The following is a 24,589-nucleotide window of genomic DNA, read 5'->3' on the forward strand; positions in this document are numbered from 1 at the left end:
GCGGACTGGCGAACCGGCCTCGACTTCGTAACGCTCGACGGACTGATGATCACTTTCTCCAGTCCGGGAGATCAGCCGCCTTCTATCCAGCCGACATGGATGATCTCGAAGCTCGATGGTGACATCCGCAAGCCGACAGCACGGGGGCGTCGCCGGTCGGATAATCCCTCGATCGCACTTGCGAAAGAGCTCGGCCGCCGAGCCGAACCCGAACGGGGCCGGCTTGAAGGAGAGATCGTGCCGGGCGCGAGCAGGCCTCAGGGCTCCTCGGCCGCCGGTCTCTCCGAAAATTTGCGCGACATCCGGTTCGAAATATTGCAACAAGTCTGCGGACACCGCCGGGCTGAAGCCGAGAGGGGGGCCGGATCTTGGAGAGCTTGATGTTCCGATACCTGAACCTGGTCTTGGCGGCCCTTTGGACATTTGCGTCGATCACCGCCGCGCAGGCCGACGACGCCAAGCTTCGGATCGGCGTGCTCAGGTTGTCGTCGTCAGCCCCGGTCTTCATCGCGCTCGACAAAGGCTATTTCCGCGAGACCGGGTTGGATGTCGAGCTGAAGTTCTTCGATGCGGCGCAACCGATCGCGGTGGCCACCGCAACCGGCGATGTCGACGTCGGGGTCACCGCGTTCACGGCCGGGCTCTATAATCTTGCGGGCAAGGGCGCCTTGAAGATCATTGCAGGCATGAGCCGCGATCGCCCCGGCTATCCGCTGATCGGCTATTTCGCGAGCAACAAGGCCTATGAGGCCGGTCTCAAGACCCCGAAGGACATTGCCGGCAAGCGCGTGGCGATGACGCAAGTGGGGTCGAGCTTTCACTATTCCGTCGGACTCCTCGCCGACAAATACGGCTTCAAACTTGCGGACGTGAAGATCGTGCCGCTGCAGTCGATGTCGAACATGGCGGCTGCCATCAAGGGAGAGGCCGTCGATGCGGCGCTGATGCCGGTCTCTGTCGCGCGCAAGCTGATGGAGGAAGGCGCCGTCAAGCATCTCGGCTGGGTCGGAGACGAGACGCCCTGGCAGGTGAGCGGCGTCTTTGCTGGACCGAAGACTCTCGCGAACACGGCCGCGGTCGCGAAGCTGCTCGGCGCGCTGCAGCGGGCCGAGCGCGAGTATCACGACGTGGTGCTTGCCTCGGTGAAGGACGGCAATGCCGCAATCGACGATAGAACGAAGCCGCTGCTCGAAATCATCGGCAAGTACACCAACCTGCCGGTCGAGCAGGTGGTGGGCAACTGCGCCTATATCGATCCCGACGGCAAGCTCGACGTCAATAACATCGACAGCCAGATCAAGTGGCTTCAGGCGCAGGGTTTTGCGGACCAGGGCTATGACGCGGCCGCGATCATCGCCAAAGACCTGGTGAAGCCGGATTGAGCGGAGATAAGCAGGGCCAGAGTTGGGCCGGAACCGTCTGACATGGATCTGATCGCCGAGACCATCAGTCACCGCTTCGATGCGCTGGACGTGCTCCATGATGTGTCCTTCACGGTGGGGGCAGGCGAGGTGGTCGCCATCGTCGGCCCCTCCGGCTGTGGCAAGAGCACGCTGCTCTCGATCCTCGGCGGGCTCTTGCAGCCGACCGCGGGAAGGGCGCTGCTCCGCGGCGCACCGCCGCCCGGCAGCCTCAATCCCCTGACCTTCGTCTTCCAGGACTTTGCACTGCTGCCCTGGGCGAGCGTCGCGGAGAATGTCGCGTTCCCGCTGCTACATACGTCGCAATCGGCGCTACAGCGGGCCGCAGCCGTCGACGACGCCCTGGGGCGGACGAGGCTGCTCGACTTCCGGGCTGTCTTTCCCAAGCAGCTGTCCGGCGGCATGCGTCAGCGGGTCGGCATAGCCCGGGCGCTCGTGGTGCGGCCTGCCATCCTGCTGATGGACGAACCGCTGTCGGCTTTGGACTCCCAGACCCGCGAGCTGCTGATGGAGGATTTCGTCGATCTGCTCGCCGACGGAACGATGGGCGCCGTCTACGTCACGCATAATCTCGAAGAGGCCGTGCGGCTCGCCGACCGCATCGTCGTACTGTCGCGCCGTCCCGGCCGCATCCGGAAGGTCGTGAGCGTTCCCGTCAAACGACGGGAACGCGACGAGGCATCGGTGCGAACCCAATTGCTGGAGCTGCAGAACGAGCTGTGGTCGCTGATCCGGACCGAGGCCATCGACGCCGAGCGCGAGGTCCAGCATGCTTGATCGTGCGACGGGCGAAGCGGTCCGCACCACCGACGGCGCGACGACGAGACCGGTGCGCTTCCGCGGCGGCGGCTTCACGCCGGCCGCGAGCCGCTGGGCAGGCCTGCTCGCCCTCGCCGCTGCGCTGGGCCTATGGCAACTGATCGGCAGTCTCGCGCTGGTCAATCCCTTGTTCCTGCCGACCCCGCTCGGGATCTTGCGCGCGCTCTTTCGACTCGCCGAGAGCGGGGCGCTGTGGCAGCACGTGTCGGTGTCGCTGCTGCGCATCCTCTCGGGCTGGGCGCTCGGCACCGCCTCAGGCATCGTCGTCGGCTTCGCCATCGGACTGTGGCGGATCGCGCGCAGCGTCGGCATCACCTTCGTCTCGGCGCTGTTCCCGATCCCGAAGATCGCCGTGCTGCCGCTGCTCATCCTCTGGCTCGGCATCGGTGAGCAGCCGAAGATCGCAACCATCGCGCTCGGGGTGTTCTTCTCGACCACGATCTCGGTCTACAGCGGCGTCGATGCGGTGCCGCGCAATCTGATCCGCATGGCGCAGAGTTTCGATGTGCCGTTCGCGACCATCGTCCGCAAGGTGATCTGGCCCGGCGCGCTGCCGTCGATCCTTGCCGGCTTCCGTATCACCGCGTCGGTGGCGCTGATGCTGGTGGTCTCGGCGGAGATGATCGGCGCCGAAACCGGCATCGGCACGTTCGTGCTGCAGGCCGGCAACCTGATGCAGACGGATCAGCTGATGGCGGGAATCCTGATGCTGTCGCTGTTCGGGCTCGCCGTCGGCCGGCTCATCAGCATGCTCGAGGCGCGGCTGCTGCACTGGCGTTGAGCGTGCTCAGGCATTGCCGCGATCCTCGCGAAACAGGTCGAGCTTCTCCTGCACCGGCCGATCCGAGAACGAGAACAGCACGGCATCCTCGTCCGGCTCGTGGCTGACCCATTGCCAGCTCGGCACCACGAACAGGTCGCGCGGGCCCCATTCGAACGTCTGGTCACCGATGCGGCTGCGTCCCCGGCCCTCGATCGCGGTAAACACCGCGGCATCGGTCGAGCGATAACGCGCGGTCTTGAAGCCCTTCGGCAGCAGCTGGATGAAGGTTCCGATCGTCGGCATGGCGAAGTCGCCGGTCTCCGGGTTGGAGAATTTCAGCTTCAGGCCGTGGCACGCATCCCATTCCTCGCTGCGCTTGGCGCTCTCCAGCGCCTCGCGCGTGTAGGAATAGGGATAGTTGAAGATCGGCGACGTGCGCGATCTACGCTTGGCGTCGACCGGCAACAGATTGTGACCATAGCGGGCGAAGCTGTCCCCCGAGGGACGCGCCACCTTCTGCTGATCCTCCTGTGATCCCTGCGCGAACGAGGCGTCGAGAAACTGCACCAAGGGAATGTCCAGGCCGTCGAGCCAGAACATCGGATCCGACGTTTCGTTGCCGTGATCATGCCAGGTCATCGACGGCGTGATGATGAAGTCGCCCGGCTGCATCAAGGTGCGCTCACCCTCGACGGTCGTGAACGCGCCCTTGCCTTCGAGCACGAACCGCAGTGCCGACTGGCTATGACGGTGGGCGGGCGCGACGTCTCCCGGGATCACCATCTGGACCCCCGCATAGAGCGAGGTGGTGATCTTGGACTGGCCGCGCAGTCCCGGATTTTCCAGGATCAGCACGCGCCGCTCCGCCTCCTTGGCCGTGATCAATCGCCCGGCCTCGATCATATAGTCGCGAATGGCGGCGAACTGCCAGAGATGCGGGCGGCACCCGCTTTTCGGCTCCGGGGTGATGAGATCGCTCATCACGGTCCACAGCGCGGTCATGTTCTCGCCGTCAATCTTCTTGTAGAATGCCTCGCGCTCCGGTGTCGAAACTGCGGCCATGCACGCCTCCCGCGATCAGGTATCGTTATTAATTGACAGTATACTGTCAATTACGCTAGCGTCAATTGCAACCAGAGATGTCGTTTCGGGAGGAGTGCCATGATGAAGCTGCACGGCTATTTCCGCAGCAGCGCGTCCTATCGCGTCAGGATTGCGCTGAATCTCAAGGGGCTTCGAGCCGAGCATCTGACGCATCACCTTCGCAAGGGCGAGCAGCGCGCTCCCGGCTATCTCGCGCTCAACCCGCAGGGCTTCGTTCCGACGCTGGAGGACGACGGCGGCGCCGCGCTGATTCAGTCGCTCGCCATCATCGAATGGCTCGACGAGACGCATCCCGAACCGCCGCTGCTGCCGGAGGATCCCCTGCGCCGAGCCCAGGTCCGGGCCTTCGCGCAGGTGCTCGCCTGCGACACCCATCCGGTCCAGAATCTCAAGGTGTTGGCGCGCCTGCGCGAGCTCGGCCTGCCCGAGGACAAGGTCACGGCCTGGGCCGGCTGGGCCAATCGCGAGGGCCTGGCCGTGTGCGAGGCGCTGGTCAAGCATGAGCCCGGTCCGTTCTGTTTCGGCGCCACGCCGACTGTGGCCGATCTCTGCCTTGTGCCGCAGCTCGGCAATGCGCGCCGCTTCGGCGTCGATGTCGCGGCCTTCCCGCGTCTGTTGCAGGCGGAAGCCGCCGCCAAGGCGATGCCGGCATTTGCCGATGCTGCTCCGGAGCGCCAGCCCGATGCCGAGTAAGCCGCCCGAGATCACGATGGACGCGGTCTACACCAAGCCCGGCTATCTGTTCCGGCGCATGCAGCAGATCGCGGTCTCGATCTTCATCGAGGAATGCCGTGAGTTCGATCTCACGCCGGTGCAATATGCCGCGCTGGTCGCGATCCAGAACCATCCCGGCATCGATGCCACCAGGCTGTCCGCCGTGATCGCGTTCGACCGCTCCACGCTCGGCAGCGTGATCGAGCGGCTCGAGAGCAAGGGCCATGTCGAGCGCAAGCCCTCGGTCGAGGACAAGCGCGTCAAGTTGCTCTATCTGACCAAGGCCGGCGGGGCGTTGCTGCGAAACATCATGCCGTTCGTCGACCGGGCACAGGCGCGCATGTTGGCGCCGCTGAAGTCGACAGACCGCAAGATGCTGATGGCCCTGCTGTCGCAGCTGGTCGATCTCAACAACGAGGTGTCGCGTGTGCCGCTGCGCGCCGAGGACGCGCTGGAGCATCTCGGCAAGGGAGGCTGAGCACCGACGCGCGTGCATGCCCCGCGGACAGCCTTTGCTCATAGCCGCATCACCGCCTGGCGGTCGATCTTGCCGGTGCCGGTCTTCGGCAGCTCGTGGATGAATACGATCTCACGTGGATATTTGTAAGGCAGCAGCCTCGCCTTGACGTAGTCCTGCAGTGCCCTGCTCAGGCCGGGCTCGTCATGGGGCCCGCCATTGGTCACCACCACCGCCTTCAGGCTCATCCGCCGATCCGGCAGCTCATGTGCGAACACGGCGCACTCCCTGATGTCCGGGTGCTCGGCGAGGCAGAGCTCGACCTCCAGCGGATAGACCCATTGTCCGGAGATCTTCACGAGGTCGTCGGCGCGGCCGCGGAAGAAATGGAAGCCGTCGGCGTCGCATACGAAGCGGTCGCCGGTGTAGATCCAGCCGCCGTCGCGGATCGTCTCCGCAGTCTTGTCCGGCCGGTTCCAGTACAGCGGCGTGTTGGAATCGCCGCGCACCCACAGAATGCCTTCTTCGCCCGCCGCGACGTCGCGCCCCTCGCTGTCGCGCAAGGCGATCTCATAGCCGGGTACGCGCAGACCGGCGGCCCCGAGCTTCTTCCGGTCCTCACGATTGGAAAGATAGACATGGAGCACCTCGGTCGAGCCGAGACCCTCGACGATCTCCAGATCCGTCAAGCTCTTCCAGCCATTGAAGACCTCCGCCGAGAGCACCTCGGCCGCCGAGACGGCAAGCCTCAGTGACGAGAAGTCCGCCTGCTTCGCTCCCTCGGCCTTGGTGAGCGCCGTATAGAGCGTCGGCAAGCCGAAGAACACGGTGGGGCGGAAGCGGCTGATCGCATCAAAAATCGCGGCCGGCTTTGGCTGGCCCGGCAGCAGCAATGTCGTTGCCCCGGCGCAGAACGGAAAGGTGATGGCGTTGCCAAAGCCGTAGGCAAAGAAGATCTTCGGTACCGAGAAGCAGATGTCGTCCGGCTTCAGCCGCAGCACGTTCCTGGCAAACGCCTGCTCGCTATAGGCCATGTCGTGCTGCAGATGGACGATGCCCTTCGGCCGGCCGGTGGAGCCGGACGAGTACATCCAGAACGCCATCTCGTTGCGGTGGGTGTCGGCTTCGGCCAATTGATCTGCGAATGCCGGTAGCCAGCGATCGACCGCGACCGTGGACGGCGCCGCAGTGGCCGGCGCATCGCCGTTGACGACGATCAGCGCCTGCAGCGCCGTCTCTGCGCAGGCCCGCGCATCGAACCGCCCTGCGAATTCCGCATCCGCCACCGCGACCTTGGCAGCGGAATCGGCGAGATAGAATTGCAGCAGGTCCGGCGGTGTCAGCGTGTTGATGAGAAGCGGCACCAGTCCCGCGCGCACCGCGCCGAAGAAGGCAGCCGGATAGGCCGGCGTGTCGTCGAGGAACAGCAGGACGCGGTCGCCGCGCGTGAGTCCGAGCGACAAGAAGCCGTTGCCCCAGCGGCAGGCATCGGCGCACAGCTCGGCGTAGCTGCGCTCACCGGCGGGGCCGATCAGCGCGGGCTTGCGTGCATTGCCGTTGACGAGATTGTCGAACAGCACGCGGCTCGCATTGTAGCGCGCCGGAATCGCGAAGCCGATTTCGCGGGCGCCGGCGCTGTCGCTCGGCACCTGGTCGGCAATCTCTCGCGTCATGCGCGCGCTCCCTTGTCGCGAGATGCCTCGTAGCGGGCCATGAACTGGGGCGCCATCGTGCGCAGCCTGTTGTCATCGATGCGGCCGGACCGGGTGATGTAGCTGTAGGCGAAATCCATCAGGCCGAGCTTCATATGGCCGGGAAACGACTCGTACCACTCGGCGCTGGTGCGCGCCGCCGTGACCAGTTTCTTCACGATCGGCTGCCGTTCCGCCTGGTAGCGGGCGAGCCCGTCGGACAGCTTGCCTTCAGCCTCGAGTGCCTTCGCGAGCGCGATCGCATCCTCGATGGCCAGCCGCGTTCCGGAGCCGATCGAGAAATGCGCCGTGTGCAGGGCGTCGCCGATCAGCACCATGTTCCGGTGCCACCAATGCTCATTCCAGACCCAGGGAAAATTGCGCCACACGGACCGATTGGAGACCAGTGCATGGCCTTCGAGCGTATCGGCGAACACCTGCTCGCAGATGCGCCGGGATTCGTCGACGGACATTTCGGCGAAACCATAGGCTTGCCAGGTTGCGCGATCGCATTCGACCAGAAACGTGCTCATGTCGGGCGCGTAGCGATAATGATGCGCGTTGAAGGAGCCGCGATCGGTCGCGACGAAGGTCTGCGACAGCGTTGGAAAGGTTTTCGACGTTCCATACCAGGCGAATTTGTTGCTGGAGTAGGAGACCGAGAAGCCGAAGTCGCCTTCGAAGCTGCGTCGTACCAGCGAGTTCAGTCCGTCGGCGGCGACGAGGAGATCGTAGCCTGCGAGCTGATCGAGCGATTGGATGGCCGTGCCGTAATGGGCGACGACGCCGGCGCCCTCGGCGCGTGCCTGCAGCAGTTTCAGCAGCTCGAGCCGGCCGATCGCAGCGAAGCCGACGCCGTCGATCTCGACGCTCTCACCATGCAGATTGAGCGTGATGTTGCGCCAGCTCTCCATGCGCGGCGCGATCGCGTCGACCGTGTCGGGATCGTCGGCGCGCAGAAACTCCAGGGCCTGGTCGGAGAACACGACTCCGAAGCCCCAGGTCGCGCCGGCCGGGTTCTGCTCGAACAGATCGACCACGGCGGCCGGATGCCGCTTCTTCCAGAGATAGGCGAAATACAGCCCGCCAGGGCCGCCGCCGAGCACGGCGATGCGCAAGGACGCTCTCCCAATTGACAGTATACTGTTTATTTTGGATCGGAGACTAATCCCTCATTCCGGTCGAGGCTAGAGAAATCTTGTTGCCGGATGTCTGGCGTGCCCGGCCGGTCGTCACCGCCGCGGAGGGCCTCCAAAGATCGCATCGAGTGCGGCGAAGCAGGCACTCTCGACCAGCGCGGGCGCATGCCGGCCGAGCGCTTCCATCTTCACGCCCGAATTGATTTCGAGCACCTGCCAGCATCCATCGACCAGCACGAGGTCGACCGATGCGTAGCGGATGCCGATGGCCTGCGCCGCTTCTCTGGCCAGCGCGGCGCAGACGCCCCGCGGCGGTCCCGGCCCGAGCATTACGGGGCGTGCTCCGAATTCGAGATTGTGTCGCCAGCTCAGCAGCCGCACCTCGCCAGGTGGCACGATGGCGCGCAAGGCTGCTGCACCGAATTCTGCATCGAGCCGTCGCAGCAGGCGTTCGTGCTCTTCCGAAAGCACGGTCGCCAGCGCGAGGTCGCGCAGCGAGCGGACGCCGTCGCCGGTCACGGTAGGGCGTTGCTTGCGATAGACGATCAGCGCCGCGTCATCGAGTTGCACGACGCGGACCTCGTCGGCGATATCCAGCAGCGGCGAGATCGCGACGTTCGCGCCGGTGTCGAAGATCTTCTTCGCCGCGCCCAGCGCTTCGTCCAGCGTGGTCGCCCGGGTGACGGACCGCCCTGAGGTGCCTTCATTGGGCTTGACGACGATCCCGTGGGGATGCGTTTCGAGCAGCTCCACGACCGTCTCTGGAGCCTGGCCCGGCCGGCCTCCCAGAGCCGGCGCAAGACAGAACACATGGGGAATGGCGGGAACTCCGGAGGCCCGCAGCAGCGCCGCCGTCGCCGCCTTGTCGCAGGCCAATCTGTGCGCCACCGCACTGTTCAGGCCGAGATCATAGCCAAAGATGAGATGGCGCCGGGTCGCATCCTCCAGCACCAGCAACCAGCCGTCCTCCCGGACCTCGAGGCGGATGCCGCGGTCGGTGCAATAGCGGGTGACGGCCGCAAGCTGGATGTGCGGAGCGTTAATCATTGCTCAAGGATTGGTCGAATGTTGCGGAATTAAAGTGCTGGAAAAACGGAATCTCGGCAAGTAAATTACCCATATCGTTTGTGTACGAACGAACAGCCGATCGATGCGATCCGGCGCGGGCCGGCATGCGTTTGATCGTGATCAATGGTGCATCCATGCGGGTTGATTATTCGCTGTTTTCACGTACATCAGGCGCCGAAAATCGCTGTGATCCATAGGGTTTTTGCGATCCTGCCTCCGTCACGACTTGTTTCTTCCAACTTCAGCCCACGTGAAAAAACAAACGACATGAGCGCGTTCTATAAAGAGAAAGTTCTTTCCGTTCATCACTGGACGGACACGTTGTTCTCCTTCCGGGCGACCCGCGATGCGGGCTTCCGTTTCCAGAATGGCCAGTTCGCAATGATCGGTCTCGAGGTCGAGGGCCGCCCGTTGCTGCGCGCCTACAGCATGGCGAGCGCCAATCACGAGGAGGAGCTCGAGTTCTTCAGCATCAAGGTGCAGGACGGTCCGCTGACCTCCCGGCTGCAGAAGATCAAGGAGGGTGACACCATCCTGGTCGGCCGCAAGGCGACCGGCACGCTGATCCCCGACAACCTGCTGCCCGGCAGCCGGCTGCTGCTGCTGTCGACCGGCACCGGCCTTGCCCCGTTCGCCAGCCTGATCAAGGACCCCGACGTCTACGAGCGCTTCGAGAGCATCGTGCTGGTCCATGGCTGCCGCCAGGTTGCCGAGCTCGCTTATGGCGAGAGCGTCGTCGCCAAGCTGCGCGAGGACGAGCTGTTCGGCGAGCTGCTCGAGGGCAAGCTGCAGTATTATCCGACCGTTACCCGTGAGCCGTTCCGGAACCGCGGCCGCATCACCGACCTGATCACGTCGCAGCAGCTGTTCAACGATCTCGGCCAGCATGAGCTCGACATTGCCAAGGACCGCATCATGATGTGCGGCAGCCCGGCGATGCTGGAGGAGCTCAAGACCATGTTCGAGTCGCGCGGCTTCCTCGAAGGCAGCGGCAACGAGCCGGGGCACTTCGTGATCGAGAAGGCTTTCGTCGAGCGCTGAGCCGTCGATCTCCCGACTTTGACATTTTCGAAAGAGCGCCTCGACGCAATCGGGGCGCTCTTTTCGTTGGCAATATCCTCCTTGCACGCGTCGTTGCGGCCGTGCGATTTTCGGCCGCAACATCGGACCGCCAGATGTCCGGAACGAAGCAGGGAGGGGACATGGACTGCCTGAACGGCGGCCATCCCCGCGACAACAAGGGGAACGGCCATGGATTCCATCGTCCGCAGGCAAACGCTCGGTGACCTCCTGCGCAGGAGCGCGGCGCGCACGCCGGGCAAGACGGCCGTGATCTGCGGCGACACCAGCTGGACCTACGCCGAATTCAATGCCGTCGTCGATCACCTCGCGGCAGGCCTTGCCGCTCGCGGTGTCGGCAAGGGCGAGCGCGTCGCGATCCTCGCCCGCAACTCGCATGCATTCGCCGCCCTGCGCTTCGCGCTGGCGCGGCTCGGCGCCGTGCTGGTGCCGATCAATTTCATGCTCAAGCCCGAGGAGGTCGCCTACATCCTCAAGCATGCCGGCGCGCGGCTGCTGGCCACCGACAGCGGCTTTGCCGGTGTGGCCCGCGCCGCCAAGGCGCTGGCGCCCTCGGTCGAGCAGATGATCTGGCTGCCATCGGAAGCGCCGAGCGAGCGGCAAACAGACATGATCGATTTCGCGGAGCTCGCGGCCTCGACAGCGGCGGTGCCTGCCGTCGAGATCGCCGGCAGCGACGTCGCGCAGATCGTCTACACCTCGGGCACGGAATCGCTGCCGAAGGGCGCGATGCTGACCCATGACGCCGTGATCTGGCAGTATGTGAGCTGCATCGTGGACGCCGGCATCGCTGCCGAGGACGTCACCCTGCATGCGCTGCCGCTGTATCACTGCGCTCAGCTCGACGTGTTCTTCGGGCCGTCGATCTATGTCGGCGCCACCAACATCATCACCGCGTTTCCGACGCCCGACAATCTGCTGCCGTTGATTGCCAAGTATCGCATCACCTCGTTCTTCGCACCGCCGACGGTGTGGATCTCGATCCTGCGCTCGCCATCGTTCGAGACCACCGATGTCTCGACCCTGCGCAAGGGCTATTATGGCGCCTCGATCATGCCGGTGGAGGTGCTGCGCGAGCTGGCGCAGCGGCTGCCGAAGGTGCAGCTGTGGAATCTTTACGGGCAGACCGAAATCGCGCCGCTGGCGACGATGCTCGGACCAGAGGATCAGCTGCGCAAACCGGGCTCCTGCGGCCGTGCCGTGCTCAATGTCGAGACGCGGGTCGTCGACGACGACATGAATGACGTTGCGCCCGGCGAGGTCGGCGAGGTCGTGCACCGCTCGCCGCATCTGATGCTGGGCTACTTCCACGACGACGAGCGGACCGCCGCCGCCTTCCAGGGCGACTGGTTTCACTCCGGCGATCTCGCGACCATCGACGAGGAGGGCTACATCACCATCGTCGACCGCAAGAAGGACATGATCAAGACCGGCGGCGAGAACGTCGCCAGCCGCGAGGTCGAGGAGGCGCTGTATCTGATTCCGGAAGTGTCGGAGGTCGCCGTGGTCGGCCTGCCGCATCCGCGCTGGGTGGAGGCGGTCGTGGCGATGGTCGTCGTGAAGTCCGGCTGCGAGCTGACCGAGGAGGCGCTGCTCAAACAGGCCTCCAGCCGCCTGGCCTCGTTCAAGACGCCGAAGCGCGTGGTGTTCGTTGACGCGCTGCCGAAGAACCCCAGCGGCAAACTGTTGAAGCGGCAGTTGCGAGAGGCGCATTCCGGCCTGTTCGCGGACGGCTGAGGCATAGCGGAGCGGCCCGGTCGCGTCCTCACCTTGGTAGGCCCGTAGGGGCGACCGAGGCGCTAGAAGGACACGTCGCTGTCGCGCGCCGGGCTGATGGATATCGGGCTCGTGGACATCTCGGCATCCGGGTCGATAGCCGCAGGCTATCGACGATGTGATATCCTCGATGGCCGATTGCGCGCGCTTGTGTAACGATTGCTTCGCGATACCAGTAGTATCGTGACGATCGATCCTCCACGAGCCGCCCCGAGGCCTTCCATGGATACGCTGCTGCTCCCGTTCTCGCCGCGCTTCATCGTGCTGACGATCTGTTCCACGGCGACAGCCCTGCTGCTGATCCTCGGCATCTACGACCGCGAGATATTCGATCTCGTTCTGATTCCGCTGTTGATCTTCGGCGCGCTGACCCTGCTCGGGGTGCGGGATCTGATGCAGAAGAGCCATGCGGTGCTGCGCAATTACCCCATCGCGGCGCATCTGCGTTTCCTGCTCGAGGAAATGCGGCCGGAGATGCGGCAATACTTCTTCGAGAGCGAGAAGGACGGCATGCCGTTCTCGCGCGACACCCGCGCGGTGGTCTATCAGCGCGCCAAGATGGTGCTCGACAAGCGCCCGTTCGGCACCCAGGAGGATGTCTATCGCGAGGGCTACGAGTGGATGCACCATTCGATGTCGCCGAAGCCGCACGCGGAGGAGAAATTCCGGATTACCATCGGGGGGCCCGATTGCGCGAAACCGTACTCGGCCTCGGTGTTCAACATCTCCGCCATGAGCTTCGGCGCGCTGAGCCCGAACGCGGTCCGTGCGCTCAATGGCGGCGCCAAGCGGGGCGGCTTCGCCCATGATACCGGCGAAGGCGGCTTCAGCCCGTATCACGCCGAAATGGGCGGCGACATCATCTGGGAGATCGGCTCCGGCTATTTCGGCTGCCGGCACCGCGACGGCACCTTCGATCCCGACGCCTTTGCGCGCGTCGCGGCGGCCGAACAGATCAAGATGGTCGAGCTCAAGATCAGCCAGGGCGCCAAGCCCGGCCATGGCGGCGTGCTGCCGGCGGCCAAAGTATCCGAGGAGATTTCCAAGATCCGTGGCGTCGCGATGGGGGAGGACTGCATCTCGCCGCCGGCGCATCGCGCGTTCTCGACACCGATCGGGATGATGCAGTTCATCGGCGAGATGCGGCGGCTGTCGGGCGGCAAGCCGGCCGGCTTCAAGCTGTGCATCGGCCATCCCTGGGAATTCCTGGCGATCTGCAAGGCGATGCTGGAGACCGGCATCTACCCCGACTTCATCGTCGTCGACGGCAACGAGGGCGGCACGGGTGCGGCGCCGCTGGAGTTCATGGACCATCTGGGCATGCCGATGCGCGAGGGCGTCAATTTCGTGCACAATGCGCTGGTCGGGCTGAATATCCGCGACCGCGTCAAGATCGGCGCCTCCGGAAAGATCGCCACCGCCTTCGACATGGCGCGGGCGATGTCGATCGGGGCTGACTGGTGCAATTCGGCGCGCGGCTTCATGTTTGCGCTCGGCTGCATCCAGTCGCTGAGCTGCCACACCGACCGCTGCCCGACCGGGGTCGCGACGCAGGATCCGACGCGCGCCCGCGCGCTGGTCGTCCCGCACAAGATCGATCGCGTCTACAACTATCATCACGCGACCTTGCATGCGCTGACCGAGCTGCTCGCCGCCGCGGGTCTCGAGCATCCGCAGGATCTGCGTCCCATCCACTTCTCACAGCGGACGTCGACCACCGAAGTGTCCTCCTTCGCCAAACTCTATCCGTCGCTGCGGCCGGGCGAGTTGCTCGACGGCACTCAGGATGTCCGTTTCCGCGATGCCTGGGCGATGGCGCGGCCCGACACGTTCGCGGCGGCGTGAGGTTGCCAGACCGATGTTAGTGAGTTGATCCGCTACGTCCCCACCCCCAGTGTCATCCCGGCGAAAGCCGGGATCCATAACCATCGGTGCCTCGGTGTTGCGCGGAAGTTTCAACTGACCGCCTGCCTCAAGATAGATCACGGAGTATGGGTCCCGGGTCGGCGCCCGACGCCGCTTGCACGTCGTCGGTCTTGCCCGGGACGACGATGGTGGTTGAAGCGGCCGGCCAGGCCTCAATGCGGGTTCTCCAGGCTGAAGGTCTCGGACTGCTCGTCGTAGGAAAACAGCTCGGCGTAGCGGCCCCATGACACGATGGTCTGCAGGGTCTCGTCGGCATATTGCTCGGACATGTAGTCCTCGAGCTCGATGCGGAAGCGCGCGGCGGGGGCGGCGTGCGAGGGGCGATCGTCGAGCACGCGGCGGATCAGGCCCATCAGCGGCACGTTCTCCATCAGATGCGCCGCGAACAGCTTCTTGCGCTCGTCGGTCTCCAGATCGGCAAAGCGCCGGCCGGCCTCGGTCAAGGTGAGGTCGCCCTCGCTGAGATGGGCGAAGCGCAGGAGCTGCAGCGCCTCGGCGAGAGGAAAGATCTCGTCGACCTCGAGCTGCAGGTGACCCGCCAAGACCGGCAGGTCGGCGTGGCCGTTATACGGCTCGCCGGCCAGCGCCTCGATCAGGCCGGAGATCGAGTTCGAGGAGACGTGGCTCAGCACCATGCCGACGCCGGCGCTGGCGGTGCTCGGCAGCTTCGGCTCCGGCCGCTGCGTCATCCGTGCGTAGAGACTGTCGACGAGCTGGCGGAACGCCGGATCGAGCCGGTTGCGCGGATGTGGCAGGTCGATCCTGAACTCGGCGGCGACGCGGCCGGGATTGGAGGAGAACACGAGGACGCGGTCGCACATCAGCACGGCCTCCTCGATATTGTGCGTCACCATCAGCACCGACTTGATCGGCAGCCGTCCGTCGGTCCAGAGATCGACGAGGTCGGTGCGCAGCGTCTCCGCGGTCAGCACGTCGAGCGCCGAGAACGGCTCATCCATCAGCAGCAGGTCGGGATGCACCACCAGCGCGCGGGCGAAGCCGACGCGCTGGCGCATGCCGCCGGACAGTTCTTTGGGAAATGCGGATTCGAAGCCGTCGAGGCCGATCAGGTCGATCGCTGCGAGCGCGCGCTTGCGCCGCTCGGCACTGTCGATGCCGAGCGCCTCCAGGCCGAGCTCGACGTTCTGCAGCACGGTCAGCCAGGGAAACAGCGCGAACGACTGAAACACCATGGCGACACCAACAGGCGGGCCTGCGATGATCTCGCCGCGGCATCTCGCTTCGCCCGAGGAGGGCGACACCAGCCCGGCGATGATCCGCAGCAGCGTCGACTTGCCCGAGCCGGAGCGTCCGAGCAGGCCGACGATCTCGCCGGCGCGGATCGTGAGGTCGACCTTCTCGAGCACGACGAGATCCTCGCCGCTGCCCTTGGGAAACAGCCGGCTCACGCTCTTGATCTCGATCAGCGAGGTGTTCTTGACCTGGTCGCGCATGATGATCTCTCCCGGTCAGCCGAGCCGCAGCCGGCGTTCGCCGAAGGCATAGAGCGGCCGCCACAGCAGCCGGTTGAACAGGGTGACGAGGATGCACATCACGGCGATGCCGAGCACCACGCGGGGGAAGTCGCCGCGCTCTGTTGCAGCCGCAATGTAGGCTCCGAGCCCTGATGCGGTCAGATGCGTGTCGCCCCAGCTCGCGACCTCGGCCACGATCGCTGCGTTCCACGAGCCGCCGGAGGCCGTGATGGCGCCGGTGATGTAGTACGGGAAGACGCCGGGCAGCACGACCTTGAACCACCAGCGCCAGCCGGTGAGATGCAGGCTCGCGGCGGCCTCGCGCAGGTCGGTCGGGAAGGCGCTGGCGCCGGCGATGACGTTGAACAGGATGTACCACTGCGTGCCCAGGATCATCAGCGGGCTGAGCCAGACATTGGCGTCCAGGCCGTAGCGAACGATCAGGACGACGAACACCGGGAAGGCGAGGTTGGCCGGGAAGGCGGCGAGGAACTGCGCCAGCGGCTGGATGCGCTCGGCGAGTTTGGGCCGCAACCCGATCCAGACGCCGACCGGGACCCAGATCAACGAGGCCAGCGCGATCAGCACGGCGACGCGGACCAGCGTGATCAGGCCGTAGCCGATCGCGGTGACCACGTCGGAGGGCGCGAGGGTGGTCGAGAGATAGAGATAAGTCTTCCAGCCGGCATAGGCGCAGCCGAGGATGACCACGGCGAGCCACAGACCGTCGACCAGCTGCGACGCTGGCGCATGACGCGCCGGACCGCTCCAGGCTTTCGGCCAGTTGATGCGCAGGTTGGAGAAGCTGCGGTTGATCGCCGCGAACGGGATCGACAGCGAGCGCAGCGCGCGGGTGCGGCGGAACAGATCGAGCATCCAGGACGAGGGTGGATCGCCTGACGCCGTCTGCTCGAAGCGGAATTTGTCGGCCCAGGCGACGATCGGGCGGAACAGCAGCTGGTCATAGGCCGTGATCACCAGCAGCATGGTCAGCAGCGCGGCGCCGATCGCGGCGAGATCCTTGTGCTGGATCGCGAGCGCGACATAGGAGCCGATGCCGGGCAAGGTGACGGTGGTGTTGCCGACGGTGATCGCCTCGGACGCCACGACGAAGAACCAGCCGCCGGACATCGACATCATCGCATTCCAGATCAGGCCGGGCATCGCATAGGGGACGTCGAGCCGCCAGAAGCGCTGCCAGCCGGAGAGGTGGAAGCTGCGCGTCGCTTCCTCGAGATCCTTCGGAACGTTGCGCATCGACTGGTACATGCTGAAGGTCATGTTCCAGGCCTGGCTGGTGAAGATCGCGAACACGCAAGCGAGCTCGGCGCCGAGCACCTTGCCCGGGAACAGGTTCATGAAGAACACGACGGTGAAGGTGAGGAAGCCGAGGATCGGCACCGATTGCAGGATGTCGAGCAGCGGGATCAGCACGATCTCGGCGCGGCGGCTCTTGGCCGCCAGCGCCGCGTAGACGAAGGTGAACACCAGCGAGCAGACGATCGCGAGCAGCATGCGCAAGGTGGTGCGCAGCGCGTAGAGCGGCAGGTTGGCCGGATCGAGCGACACCGCGGGAGAGTCGAGCGCCGACAGCGGCAGCGTGGTCTGCTCGCCGCCATAGACGATCAGCACCATCGCCCCGATCACGATGATCAGCGCGACCACGTCCCAGACGTTGGGGCGCACGGCGTCGCGCAGCACGGTGGTCCTGATATCCTGGAGCAGCATCGGCGTGTCTCGTCTCATCGGCCGCAGCCATCGCGGTGGCTGCGGACGTGTCCTCGTCATGGGTTGGGAGCTGGACGCGCCGGCTGGGCCGCCGGCCGATCCGCACCCTAAGTGCCCTCTGTGATGGTTTGATTTCAAGCGGCCGGGCCGGGGATCCGGTCTCCGGGTCCGGCCTATCAAAGGATACGCCGCCCGCGTCTTCACGTTCCCGCGACATGTCATGTCCGGGGTGTGCCTGTCGGTGGCCCTCATGGATGTGAGGGCGCAGGGAGAGCCGGACCTCGACTGAGGCCCGTGGCCCGCCTGCTCAGAAAATGCAGGCGGCAGGTACCACAGGTTCAGCCGGACAGACCCGGCCCTCCCTGCGCGATCGGTTTTAACGGCTTATACGAGCTCTCCCCGGTGCGCCGGCTTCTGGCCACCGTGGCGAACAATACGCCGTCAGCGCATTGCCGCGGACCTCAGCGTCGGGAGGTCAGGACCACACGATTTCGCCGTCCGTGACTGCAGCGCTCGTCCAGCGCAGCCGTCCCGTCCATCGCATTGCCGGCCCAACGTTCGTGACGACGCGTACGCCCCTCATCAGGACCGGAACGGGGGGAGGATAGATCAGGAGTTATGATTTTCGGAAGCAGTTTATTTTGCGTGGGGGCTCTTGAATTGGGGCGTCCTGTTGAGCGCGCAGGGGAAATGAGTGTTTCGGCGCAGGCTTTCGAAATTCGGATCGCCCATCTGCTGGCGCATTCGACACCAGCCCTCTGCCCGACGGGCGAATCGGTCATCGCTCGTTTGTAAATGTAGAGCGCAGCGGCACGGTGCACCTCTCCCCGCTCTTTGCGGGGAGAGGTCGGATTGCGAAGCAATCCGGGTGAGGGGCATGGCACAAGCGGGGCCGCATCAAGGCTCCATCGGACTCGTATGCCGGTGCTCGAGGGCGGCACCACCCGTGTGGTTGCCCCTCACCCCGACCCTCTCCCCGTGAAGAACGGGGAGAGGGAGTGCACCGTCCGTGCGGCGAGAGAAGGAACTCAGCTACCCCACATTCGGCTCGCCGCCCTCGGGCGCGAGCTTCGTCGCCAGGATCTTGTCGATGCGGCGGCCGTCGAGGTCGATGATCTCGAAGCGCCAGCCTTGCAGCTCGAAGCTGTGGCCGACCTCGGGCACGCTGCCGAAATGCTGCAGCACCAGGCCGGCGACGGTGTGGTAGCCGCGATGCGGCGGGACCTCGATGGCGAGAACGTCGGCGAACTCGTCGAGCGGCATCCAGCCGGAGACCAGCAGCGAGCCGTCGTCGCGGCGGACGCAGGCGGGCTCGGGCGGGCCTTCCTCGGAGGAGAATGCGCCGACGATCGATTCCAGAATGTCGGCCGCGGTGACGACGCCTTCGAACGCGCCGTATTCGTCGTGAACCAGCCCCATATGCACGGGCGCCACTTTCAGGATCGCGATCACGTCGCGCGCATCGACGGTGGAGGGAATGATCGGCACCTCGCGCACCAGGCTGCGCAGATCCGGCGTCTCGTCGCGCAGATACGCGGCCAGCAGATCCTTGGCCTGGAGCACGCCGATGGGGCGGTCGCGCTCGCCGTCGGAGACCGGCAGGCGCGAATGCGGGCTCTTGGCAAGCAACTCGCGGATCACCTTGGGATCGTCGTTGAGATCGACCACGTCCACCTCGGGCCGCGGCGTCATGATCGCGCCGACCGGGCGATCGCCGAGCCGCATCACGCCGGCGATCATCTCCTTCTCGCCGGGCTCGAGCACGCCGGCGGTCTCGGCCTCGCGCACCAGATGATGGATTTCCGCCTCCGAGACCTTCTCCTCAGCGTCGCCGGAGCGGCCGAGCAGCGCCAGGATCAGCTTGCCCGAGACGTCCAGCAGCACCACCAAGGGCAACGATACTTTCGCGAGCACTTGCATGGCGGGCGCGACACGCACGGCGATCGCTTCGGGATCGCGCAGCGCGAGCTGTTTCGGCACCAGCTCACCGACGATCAGGGTCGCATAGGTGATGATGCTGACGACCAGCCCGACGCCGACGATGTCGGCGATCGAGGCGCTCATCCCCCACTCCAGCAGCGATTGCGTCAGGCGCTGGCCGAGCGTGGCGCCGGAGAACGCGCCGGAGAGCACGCCGACCAGCGTGATGCCGATCTGCACCGTCGACAGGAAGCGGCCGGGGTCGGAGGCCAGCGCCAGCGCCCGCCGGGCGCCGGACACGCCCTTCTCGGCCAGCAGCGCCAGCCGGGCGGGCCGCGACGACACGATGGCGAGCTCGGACATCGACAACAGCCCGTTGACGACGATGAGGACGACGATGATGGCGAGTTCCGCGGAAAGCATTGCGACCTGGGGTAGCCCGAAGGGGCGGGAATGGAGACAGGTCCTAGCATATGGGGATGGCAAACGCCCATTGCTGCGTTGCGGTAGGAGCATGGGGAATGCGCGCGGACGGCGGGTCAGTTTGGCGCACCCGTGGTGCTCAGTCCTCCGTCGTCGTCCCGGCCTTGAGCCGGGACCCAGAGCCACCGGCCCGGATGAGGCAGGCAACTGGCAGTGGCGTTCCCTCGATCGCGTCCGCGGTATGGGTCCCGGCTCAAGGCCGGGACGACAGCGATTGTGCCGTGCGATGGGGGGCGCTAACTCGCCTTGAGCCTGGTTTGGCTGACCGGCTCAGTCCGCCGCTCAAAAATCCCCGTGCAGCCGGCCCGAGAAGATCGACACCGGGCCGCGGTCGGCGTTGTAGGCGGGGTTGTTGACGAACTGATAGTCGGCCGTGAAGGTCAGGTATTTGCTGATCGAATAGGAGTAGTAGGCCTCGATGATGCTCTCGCGGCGATAGTTCAGCGCGCCGTCGCCGATCAGCGGGCCGAGGCCGCCGGCGGCGAGGAAGGCGCGGTGGTCGCGCGACAGGCCGTTGCTGACACCGGCGATGCCGATCGTGTCGTCGGGGCGGCCCCAGCGGGTGCCCTTGATCGAGCTGCCCAGTGACAGGCTGGTATCGATGTCGGTGAACGCCATGATCTCGGTCTTGCCGTCGTTCCAGCTCCAGCGTCCGAACAGGCCGACATCGTCCGTCAGCGCCTGGTCGAAGCTGACGACATAGCCGTATTTGCTGCGACCGCGGCGGGTCTGGCTGATGTCGAGGTTAACAGCGGGATTGTCGAGCGTCTCGCGATAGCTGCCGGAGAAGCTGTTGTTGAACCAGCCGATGGTGCGCAGGTGGCCGGGCTGCGAGAACAGCTGGTAGCGCGTCTCCAGCTCGACGACGTAGCTGCCGCGGCGGAAGACCCGCTGGTCGAAACTGTTCGAGTTCGATTCGGCGCCGACCATGAAATAGCCGGTGCGCAGCGCCCAGTTCTTCTGGTTCAGCTCGGCGGTGGCGCCGTAGGTCAGGCCGAGCTTGTCGGCGGCATAGTCGAAGGCGCCGGGCGCCCAGACCGACCAGTTCATGAAGTCCTTGCGGGCGTCCTTGGCGTAGGCGTTGCCGTCGAACACGTCGAGCACGGCGAACTTGCCGATCTGGAAGGTGAGCCGCGAAATGTCCTGCTTGCCGGAGAGCTGCAGCTGGCCGGAGCCGAGCAGCTCCTGCTCGCCGCCGAAGCCGAAGGTCTGGCGCAGGAACAGGCGCGAGGTGTTGTAGTGCGGATAGGGGAAGTCGGACTTCTGCGCCTCGCCGTTGGCAAAGCCGCCGAGCCCGACCGTGTTGCTGAGGCCGAAGCCCTGCAGCAGCTCGGGATTGTAGTAGACCTCGCCGCCGTCCCACAGCCGCGCGTTCAGATAGAGGCTGTTGCTCCAGGTCTGCTGGAACTGCCGCGCGGGGGTGAGGCTGTTCTGGCCGGTATAGGCGGCACGGAACGCGGGATAGCCCTGGCCGATCACGGTCGCCTGGCCGTGAATCTCCCAGCGGTCCGATTCCGTATCGGACGGATCGTTCTTGAGCTTGAGCTCGGGGCCATCGGCGAAGTCGAGCTTGCGGTTGAGCCCGACGCGCAGGGTCTGGAAATCGAGCTGCGAGTTGTAGCTGGCCCCGTTGGAGAAGCGGACGCCGCCGTTCTCGAAATGGCTGTAGAGATATTCGAGGCGCCAGCTCCAATGCGGCGCAAAGCTGCGCTCGATGCCGGCGCCGACGGCCCAGCCGAGCCGCGTCGTCAGCAGCTTCTCGGTGTCGCCGGCCGCGTTGCTGTTGAGGAAGCGGCCGCCGGTCCAGGCGAGGCCGCCGGTGGCATAGAGCAGCCAGTCGCCTCTGACGTAGCCGACGCGGCCGCGCGCGGTGGCGACATAGTCCCACAGCTCCGACACGTTCGAGCCGGGCGTGCCGAGCATCGCGACGGTGTGGTTGGAGGTGAGATAGTTCGGAAAGCTGAAATCGCCCTCGAGCCCGAGCAGCAGCCCGGAGCGGGTGACCCAGTTGTAGCCGGCCTGGACGCCGCCGGTGAGGCCGCTGAACGGACTGCCGGCGCTGACCGCACCGGTCGGATCGGCCAGCGTGGCATTGGCATGATCCCGGGTGTAGCCGGCGTGGACGCCGACATAGAGGCCGGTCCAGTCGAACACGGCCTGCGCGATGCGGGACTTGACCGGGAGGTCGGCCGCAACGGCGGGCGAGGCGAGCGACACGATCACGGCGCCGGCCCCAATCATCTCTCTCGTACGGTTGGAGCGGATCATGGCGGCGGGGTCCCCAAAGGCAAAGCACACGACACGGAATGAAGTCAGAACCTCATTGCCCGCGCACAGTCACGATAAGATTACGGATTCGTCCATGCTCGATCGGAAGTGTGGACGAGGAGCGGCAATTTGTGGATGATTTCTATTGCAATTAATTTGCAACAGCAAGATCGGTGCCGGTTCCGTGTCATCCTGTCCAGCGGGTGTGGCGTTCATGCAACAAACAGCCCGCCCGGGGCGGCCGGGCGGGCTGTGGAGAGGCAGATCGGTTGCGGAGGGGACCCCGCCTCGGCGCCGAGGAGCAAGGCGGATCGGCGGGGCCCTGTCGCGGGCCGGGGCGAGCGGCTCGCGACGGCGACCGCCCCGACATCAATAGCCGCAGGCCCGGGCGCGGCCGACATACTGGCCGTAGATGTCATACTGCGGCACCCAGCGGCAGTAGCGATAGCCGCCCTGATAGTAGCCGTCATTGCTGGCGGCGATCGCGCTGCCGACGACGGCGGCTCCGACGAGGCCTGCACCGACGCCCCAACCCCAGCGATGATGGAAGCCGTGGGCTTCGGCGGGAGAGGCGGTGGCGGCGATGCTGCCGGTGACGGCGAGAGCGGCAATTGCGAGGGCGGCGAGCTTGGTCTTGATGGACATGGAAGGCTCCGTTTTGCGTTGGGGCGGCCGGTCCTGGCCGCTTGCACAATTGGACGGAGCCTTTTCGAAAGCGGTTCGAATCACCCGGCAATGGCTGGGCCGCCCTCGTAATCGATGAGGAAATCCAACGGCTTGGGTTCGATTCAGCGGCCTGCCAGAGGGCCGCCGCCGAGCGCGTTCACGTCGAAGTTATCGATGTCCTGCAACAGCGCACAGAAGGCGCGGGCGCCGTGGTCGAGGATGCGCTCGCCCTTCTCGGCCGACGCCTGCGTGGCATCGCCGACCGCGCCGCTCGCATTCAGATCCTGCGTCTGCCAGGCCATCGGCGCCGGCCGCTGCGTCGACAGCACGCGATTGGCCTGCTCCATCGCGAGGCCCGACGATGCGAAGTCGGTGATCGCTTCGCTGCGCACCAGCTGCGGATGGCGGGCCAGCATGATCGAGGTCTCGACCGCGCCGCCATGGATGCCGTGGCGCAGCTCGTCGGCCGAGAACAGGCCGTCGGGCGCGCCGAAGCGTGACCACGACGTCGTCACCACCAGCATGCGATGCGCGGCGCGCAGGTCCTGCGCCACCAGACTCATCGCGGCGCTGTTGCCGCCGTGGCTGGTGACGATGACGAGCTTTCTCAACCCGGCGCGCGCGACGCTGTCGCCGAGGGCGCGCCAGCTCTGCAGCGCGACCTCGGTCGGCAGGGTCAGCGTGCCCGGATAGTCGATGTGCTCGGTCGAGAGTCCGATCGGCTGCACCGGCAGGACCGTCACCGGCAGCGCCGGCGGCAGCAGCGCGCGGACACGCGCAAGATAGGCTTCGGCGATGTGGACGTCGGTGCCCACGGGCAGATGCGGCCCGTGCTGCTCGGTGGCGGCAAGCGGCAGCACCGCGATCCAGCGCGCGGTCTCCGACGTTCCCGGATCTGACGTTCCCAGATCAGGCCAATGCAGCTCGGTCCAGTCGCGGGGCGGCGGGGTCATCGCGCGGGCCATTTCCTTCGTCCGTCGGGCAGGGTAGTTATCGCTCCATTGATCTTAACATTGTTCAGCCAGAAAGAACCGGGGAGACCAGACATGGCGCAGTCGCTTCTGTCGCGAACGTTAATGGCGGCATCGCTGGTCGTAGCCGGACTGATCTCGGGGGCCCAGGCCCAGACGCTGGACAAGGTCTCGTTCGGCACCAATTGGGTCGCCGAAGCGGAGCATGGCGGCTTCTTCCAGGCGGTCGCCGACGGCACCTACAAGCGCTACGGCCTCGACGTGACGATCGTGCCCGGTGGCCCCAACGAGAACAACCGGATGCTGCTGATCTCCGGCAAGATCGAGTTCTTCATGGCCGCGAACACGCTGATGGCGTTCGACGCCGTCGCCAACAACGTACCTGTCGTGTCGATCGCCGCGATGTTCCAGAAGGACCCGCAGGTGTTCCTGACGCATCCGGAATCCAGGATCACCAAGCTCGAGGAGCTGAAGCCGCTGACGCTGTTCGTCTCCAAGGAAGGCATCTCCAGCTACTATCAATGGCTGAAATCGGAATACGGCTTCTCCGAGAAGAACGTCCGGCCCTACACCTTCAATCCGCAGCCCTTCATCGCCACCGCGCAGAGCGCCATGCAGGGCTATGTCACGTCCGAGCCCTTTGCGGTCGAGCGCGCCGCCGGCTTCAAGCCCGGCGTGATCCTGCTCGCCGACAACGGCTTCAACACCTATTCGACCCTGATCGAGACGCGGCGCGACCTGATCGAGAGCAAACCCGACCTGGTGCAGCGCTTCGTCGATGCCTCGATCATCGGCTGGTACACCTACATCTACGGCGACAACTCCGCGGGCAATGCGCTGATCAAGAAGATGAACCCGGAGATGACCGACGACCTGCTGGCCTATTCGGTCGCCAAGATGAAGGAGTACGGCATCGTCGATTCCGGCGACAGCATGGACAAGGGCATCGGCGCCATGACCGAGGAGCGCGTCACCAGCTTCTTCGACAAGATGGTGCGCGCCGGCGTGGTCAAGCCGACGCTCGACTATCGCAAGTCCTACACGCTGCGCTTCGTCAACAAGGGCGTCGGCATCGATCTCCGGCCGAAGAAGTAGGACGCCTCGCAGCGGCGCGGTCAGC

At 65.5% G+C, this 24,589-nt stretch carries 19 protein-coding genes; 9 read left to right on the plus strand and 10 right to left on the minus strand.

The features are described from left to right. Positions 1-380 precede the first annotated feature (380 nt). From QX108_RS29905 to QX108_RS29915, 3 genes are read left to right on the plus strand one after another with little or no spacing between them, the layout of a single operon-like run. Positions 381-1,382, plus strand: a complete 1,002-nt coding sequence (locus tag QX108_RS29905; protein WP_315724060.1) for an ABC transporter substrate-binding protein — start codon at positions 381-383, stop codon at positions 1,380-1,382. A 42-nt stretch (positions 1,383-1,424) separates the two neighbouring features. Continuing rightward, positions 1,425-2,198, plus strand: a complete 774-nt coding sequence (locus QX108_RS29910) for an ABC transporter ATP-binding protein (RefSeq protein ID WP_172111718.1) — start codon at positions 1,425-1,427, stop codon at positions 2,196-2,198. Then, positions 2,191-3,021, plus strand: coding sequence for an ABC transporter permease (locus QX108_RS29915; RefSeq protein WP_315786685.1), 831 nt, complete (start codon positions 2,191-2,193; stop codon positions 3,019-3,021). Before QX108_RS29910 ends, QX108_RS29915 begins: the two co-directional genes overlap by 8 nt. Positions 3,022-3,027: 6 nt before the next feature. Here the strand turns inward: QX108_RS29915 and gtdA are convergent, their stop codons facing one another. Further along, positions 3,028-4,065 (minus strand): gentisate 1,2-dioxygenase, encoded by a 1,038-nt coding sequence (gene gtdA / locus QX108_RS29920; protein ID WP_315724064.1) that lies wholly within the window; start codon positions 4,063-4,065, stop codon positions 3,028-3,030. A 102-nt stretch (positions 4,066-4,167) separates the two neighbouring features. On the opposite strand from gtdA, the gene maiA reads away from it, so the two are divergent. Both maiA and QX108_RS29930 read left to right on the plus strand, forming a co-directional pair. After that, entirely contained in the window at positions 4,168-4,800 is a 633-nt protein-coding gene (gene maiA / locus QX108_RS29925; RefSeq protein WP_315786832.1) for a maleylacetoacetate isomerase, read from the plus strand. Next, a complete protein-coding gene (locus QX108_RS29930) occupies positions 4,790-5,299 on the plus strand; it encodes a MarR family winged helix-turn-helix transcriptional regulator (protein WP_315786681.1) in 510 nt (169 codons plus the stop codon). The genes maiA and QX108_RS29930 overlap by 11 nt, the downstream gene beginning before the upstream one ends. Positions 5,300-5,337: 38 nt before the next feature. Here the strand turns inward: QX108_RS29930 and QX108_RS29935 are convergent, their stop codons facing one another. The 3 genes from QX108_RS29935 to QX108_RS29945 all read right to left on the minus strand — a co-directional run bounded on the left by QX108_RS29935 (position 5,338) and on the right by QX108_RS29945 (position 9,155). Beyond that, positions 5,338-6,951, minus strand: coding sequence for a benzoate-CoA ligase family protein (locus tag QX108_RS29935; protein ID WP_315786678.1), 1,614 nt, complete (start codon positions 6,949-6,951; stop codon positions 5,338-5,340). Next, the gene (locus tag QX108_RS29940; RefSeq protein ID WP_315786676.1) at positions 6,948-8,087 is read right to left on the minus strand and encodes an FAD-dependent monooxygenase; all 1,140 of its coding nucleotides are present in this window, start codon (positions 8,085-8,087) and stop codon (positions 6,948-6,950) included. Before QX108_RS29940 ends, QX108_RS29935 begins: the two co-directional genes overlap by 4 nt. A 114-nt stretch (positions 8,088-8,201) precedes the next feature. Continuing rightward, positions 8,202-9,155 carry a RimK-like protein gene (locus tag QX108_RS29945; RefSeq protein WP_315786673.1) on the minus strand — a complete coding sequence of 318 codons (954 nt, stop codon included), beginning with the start codon at positions 9,153-9,155 and terminating at the stop codon, positions 8,202-8,204. A 288-nt stretch (positions 9,156-9,443) separates the two neighbouring features. Here QX108_RS29945 and QX108_RS29950 point away from each other — a divergent pair, with 288 nt between their 5' ends. The 3 genes from QX108_RS29950 (at position 9,444) to QX108_RS29960 (ending at position 13,877) form a co-directional block, all read left to right on the plus strand. Continuing rightward, on the plus strand, positions 9,444-10,217 hold the full coding sequence (locus QX108_RS29950) for a ferredoxin--NADP reductase (RefSeq protein ID WP_315724072.1): 774 nt from the start codon (positions 9,444-9,446) through the stop codon (positions 10,215-10,217). A 210-nt stretch (positions 10,218-10,427) separates the two neighbouring features. Beyond that, complete coding sequence (locus QX108_RS29955) at positions 10,428-11,993, plus strand: acyl-CoA synthetase (RefSeq protein ID WP_315786671.1); 1,566 nt, start codon at positions 10,428-10,430, stop codon at positions 11,991-11,993. A gap of 261 nt (positions 11,994-12,254) precedes the next feature. Beyond that, positions 12,255-13,877, plus strand: coding sequence for an FMN-binding glutamate synthase family protein (locus tag QX108_RS29960; protein WP_315786668.1), 1,623 nt, complete (start codon positions 12,255-12,257; stop codon positions 13,875-13,877). 233 nt (positions 13,878-14,110) lie between these two features. Here the strand turns inward: QX108_RS29960 and QX108_RS29965 are convergent, their stop codons facing one another. From QX108_RS29965 to QX108_RS29990, 6 genes are all read right to left on the minus strand, one after another. Next, positions 14,111-15,412 carry a nitrate/sulfonate/bicarbonate ABC transporter ATP-binding protein gene (locus tag QX108_RS29965; protein WP_315786665.1) on the minus strand — a complete coding sequence of 434 codons (1,302 nt, stop codon included), beginning with the start codon at positions 15,410-15,412 and terminating at the stop codon, positions 14,111-14,113. A gap of 15 nt (positions 15,413-15,427) precedes the next feature. Beyond that, positions 15,428-17,161, minus strand: a complete 1,734-nt coding sequence (locus tag QX108_RS29970; RefSeq protein ID WP_315786662.1) for an ABC transporter permease subunit — start codon at positions 17,159-17,161, stop codon at positions 15,428-15,430. Between the two features lie 1,032 nt (positions 17,162-18,193). After that, positions 18,194-19,504 carry a hemolysin family protein gene (locus tag QX108_RS29975; RefSeq protein ID WP_315786659.1) on the minus strand — a complete coding sequence of 437 codons (1,311 nt, stop codon included), beginning with the start codon at positions 19,502-19,504 and terminating at the stop codon, positions 18,194-18,196. A 342-nt stretch (positions 19,505-19,846) separates the two neighbouring features. Next, positions 19,847-21,832 carry a carbohydrate porin gene (locus QX108_RS29980; RefSeq protein ID WP_315786656.1) on the minus strand — a complete coding sequence of 662 codons (1,986 nt, stop codon included), beginning with the start codon at positions 21,830-21,832 and terminating at the stop codon, positions 19,847-19,849. Positions 21,833-22,201: 369 nt separating this feature from the next. After that, on the minus strand, positions 22,202-22,477 hold the full coding sequence (locus tag QX108_RS29985) for a hypothetical protein (RefSeq protein WP_172111707.1): 276 nt from the start codon (positions 22,475-22,477) through the stop codon (positions 22,202-22,204). A 143-nt stretch (positions 22,478-22,620) separates the two neighbouring features. Next, on the minus strand, positions 22,621-23,463 hold the full coding sequence (locus QX108_RS29990; protein ID WP_409998568.1) for a creatininase family protein: 843 nt from the start codon (positions 23,461-23,463) through the stop codon (positions 22,621-22,623). An 81-nt stretch (positions 23,464-23,544) separates the two neighbouring features. Between QX108_RS29990 and QX108_RS29995 the strand changes: the two genes are divergently transcribed. After that, positions 23,545-24,564 (plus strand): ABC transporter substrate-binding protein, encoded by a 1,020-nt coding sequence (locus QX108_RS29995; protein WP_315724087.1) that lies wholly within the window; start codon positions 23,545-23,547, stop codon positions 24,562-24,564. The last annotated feature ends 25 nt before the right edge of the window (positions 24,565-24,589 follow it).

This window comes from Bradyrhizobium sp. SZCCHNR1002 (genome assembly GCF_032381435.1).
Taxonomy (GTDB): Bacteria; Pseudomonadota; Alphaproteobacteria; order Rhizobiales; family Xanthobacteraceae; genus Bradyrhizobium; species Bradyrhizobium aeschynomenes.

Excerpts from the sequence above, each read along its gene's own strand:
- QX108_RS29995 (WP_315724087.1), top strand. The coding sequence starts at position 23,545 with ATGGCGCAGTCGCTTCTGTCGCGAACGTTAATGGCGGCATCGCTGGTC.
- QX108_RS29985 (WP_172111707.1), bottom strand. The coding sequence starts at position 22,477 with ATGTCCATCAAGACCAAGCTCGCCGCCCTCGCAATTGCCGCTCTCGCC.
- maiA (WP_315786832.1), top strand. The coding sequence starts at position 4,168 with ATGAAGCTGCACGGCTATTTCCGCAGCAGCGCGTCCTATCGCGTCAGG.
- QX108_RS29910 (WP_172111718.1), top strand. The coding sequence starts at position 1,425 with ATGGATCTGATCGCCGAGACCATCAGTCACCGCTTCGATGCGCTGGAC.
- QX108_RS29915 (WP_315786685.1), top strand. The coding sequence starts at position 2,191 with ATGCTTGATCGTGCGACGGGCGAAGCGGTCCGCACCACCGACGGCGCG.
- QX108_RS29965 (WP_315786665.1), bottom strand. The coding sequence starts at position 15,412 with ATGCGCGACCAGGTCAAGAACACCTCGCTGATCGAGATCAAGAGCGTG.
- QX108_RS29990 (WP_409998568.1), bottom strand. The coding sequence starts at position 23,463 with ATGGCCCGCGCGATGACCCCGCCGCCCCGCGACTGGACCGAGCTGCAT.
- QX108_RS29980 (WP_315786656.1), bottom strand. The coding sequence starts at position 21,832 with ATGATCCGCTCCAACCGTACGAGAGAGATGATTGGGGCCGGCGCCGTG.
- QX108_RS29950 (WP_315724072.1), top strand. The coding sequence starts at position 9,444 with ATGAGCGCGTTCTATAAAGAGAAAGTTCTTTCCGTTCATCACTGGACG.
- QX108_RS29930 (WP_315786681.1), top strand. The coding sequence starts at position 4,790 with ATGCCGAGTAAGCCGCCCGAGATCACGATGGACGCGGTCTACACCAAG.
- QX108_RS29975 (WP_315786659.1), bottom strand. The coding sequence starts at position 19,504 with ATGCTTTCCGCGGAACTCGCCATCATCGTCGTCCTCATCGTCGTCAAC.
- QX108_RS29945 (WP_315786673.1), bottom strand. The coding sequence starts at position 9,155 with ATGATTAACGCTCCGCACATCCAGCTTGCGGCCGTCACCCGCTATTGC.
- QX108_RS29960 (WP_315786668.1), top strand. The coding sequence starts at position 12,255 with ATGGATACGCTGCTGCTCCCGTTCTCGCCGCGCTTCATCGTGCTGACG.
- gtdA (WP_315724064.1), bottom strand. The coding sequence starts at position 4,065 with ATGGCCGCAGTTTCGACACCGGAGCGCGAGGCATTCTACAAGAAGATT.
- QX108_RS29905 (WP_315724060.1), top strand. The coding sequence starts at position 381 with ATGTTCCGATACCTGAACCTGGTCTTGGCGGCCCTTTGGACATTTGCG.
- QX108_RS29955 (WP_315786671.1), top strand. The coding sequence starts at position 10,428 with ATGGATTCCATCGTCCGCAGGCAAACGCTCGGTGACCTCCTGCGCAGG.
- QX108_RS29935 (WP_315786678.1), bottom strand. The coding sequence starts at position 6,951 with ATGACGCGAGAGATTGCCGACCAGGTGCCGAGCGACAGCGCCGGCGCC.
- QX108_RS29970 (WP_315786662.1), bottom strand. The coding sequence starts at position 17,161 with ATGCTGCTCCAGGATATCAGGACCACCGTGCTGCGCGACGCCGTGCGC.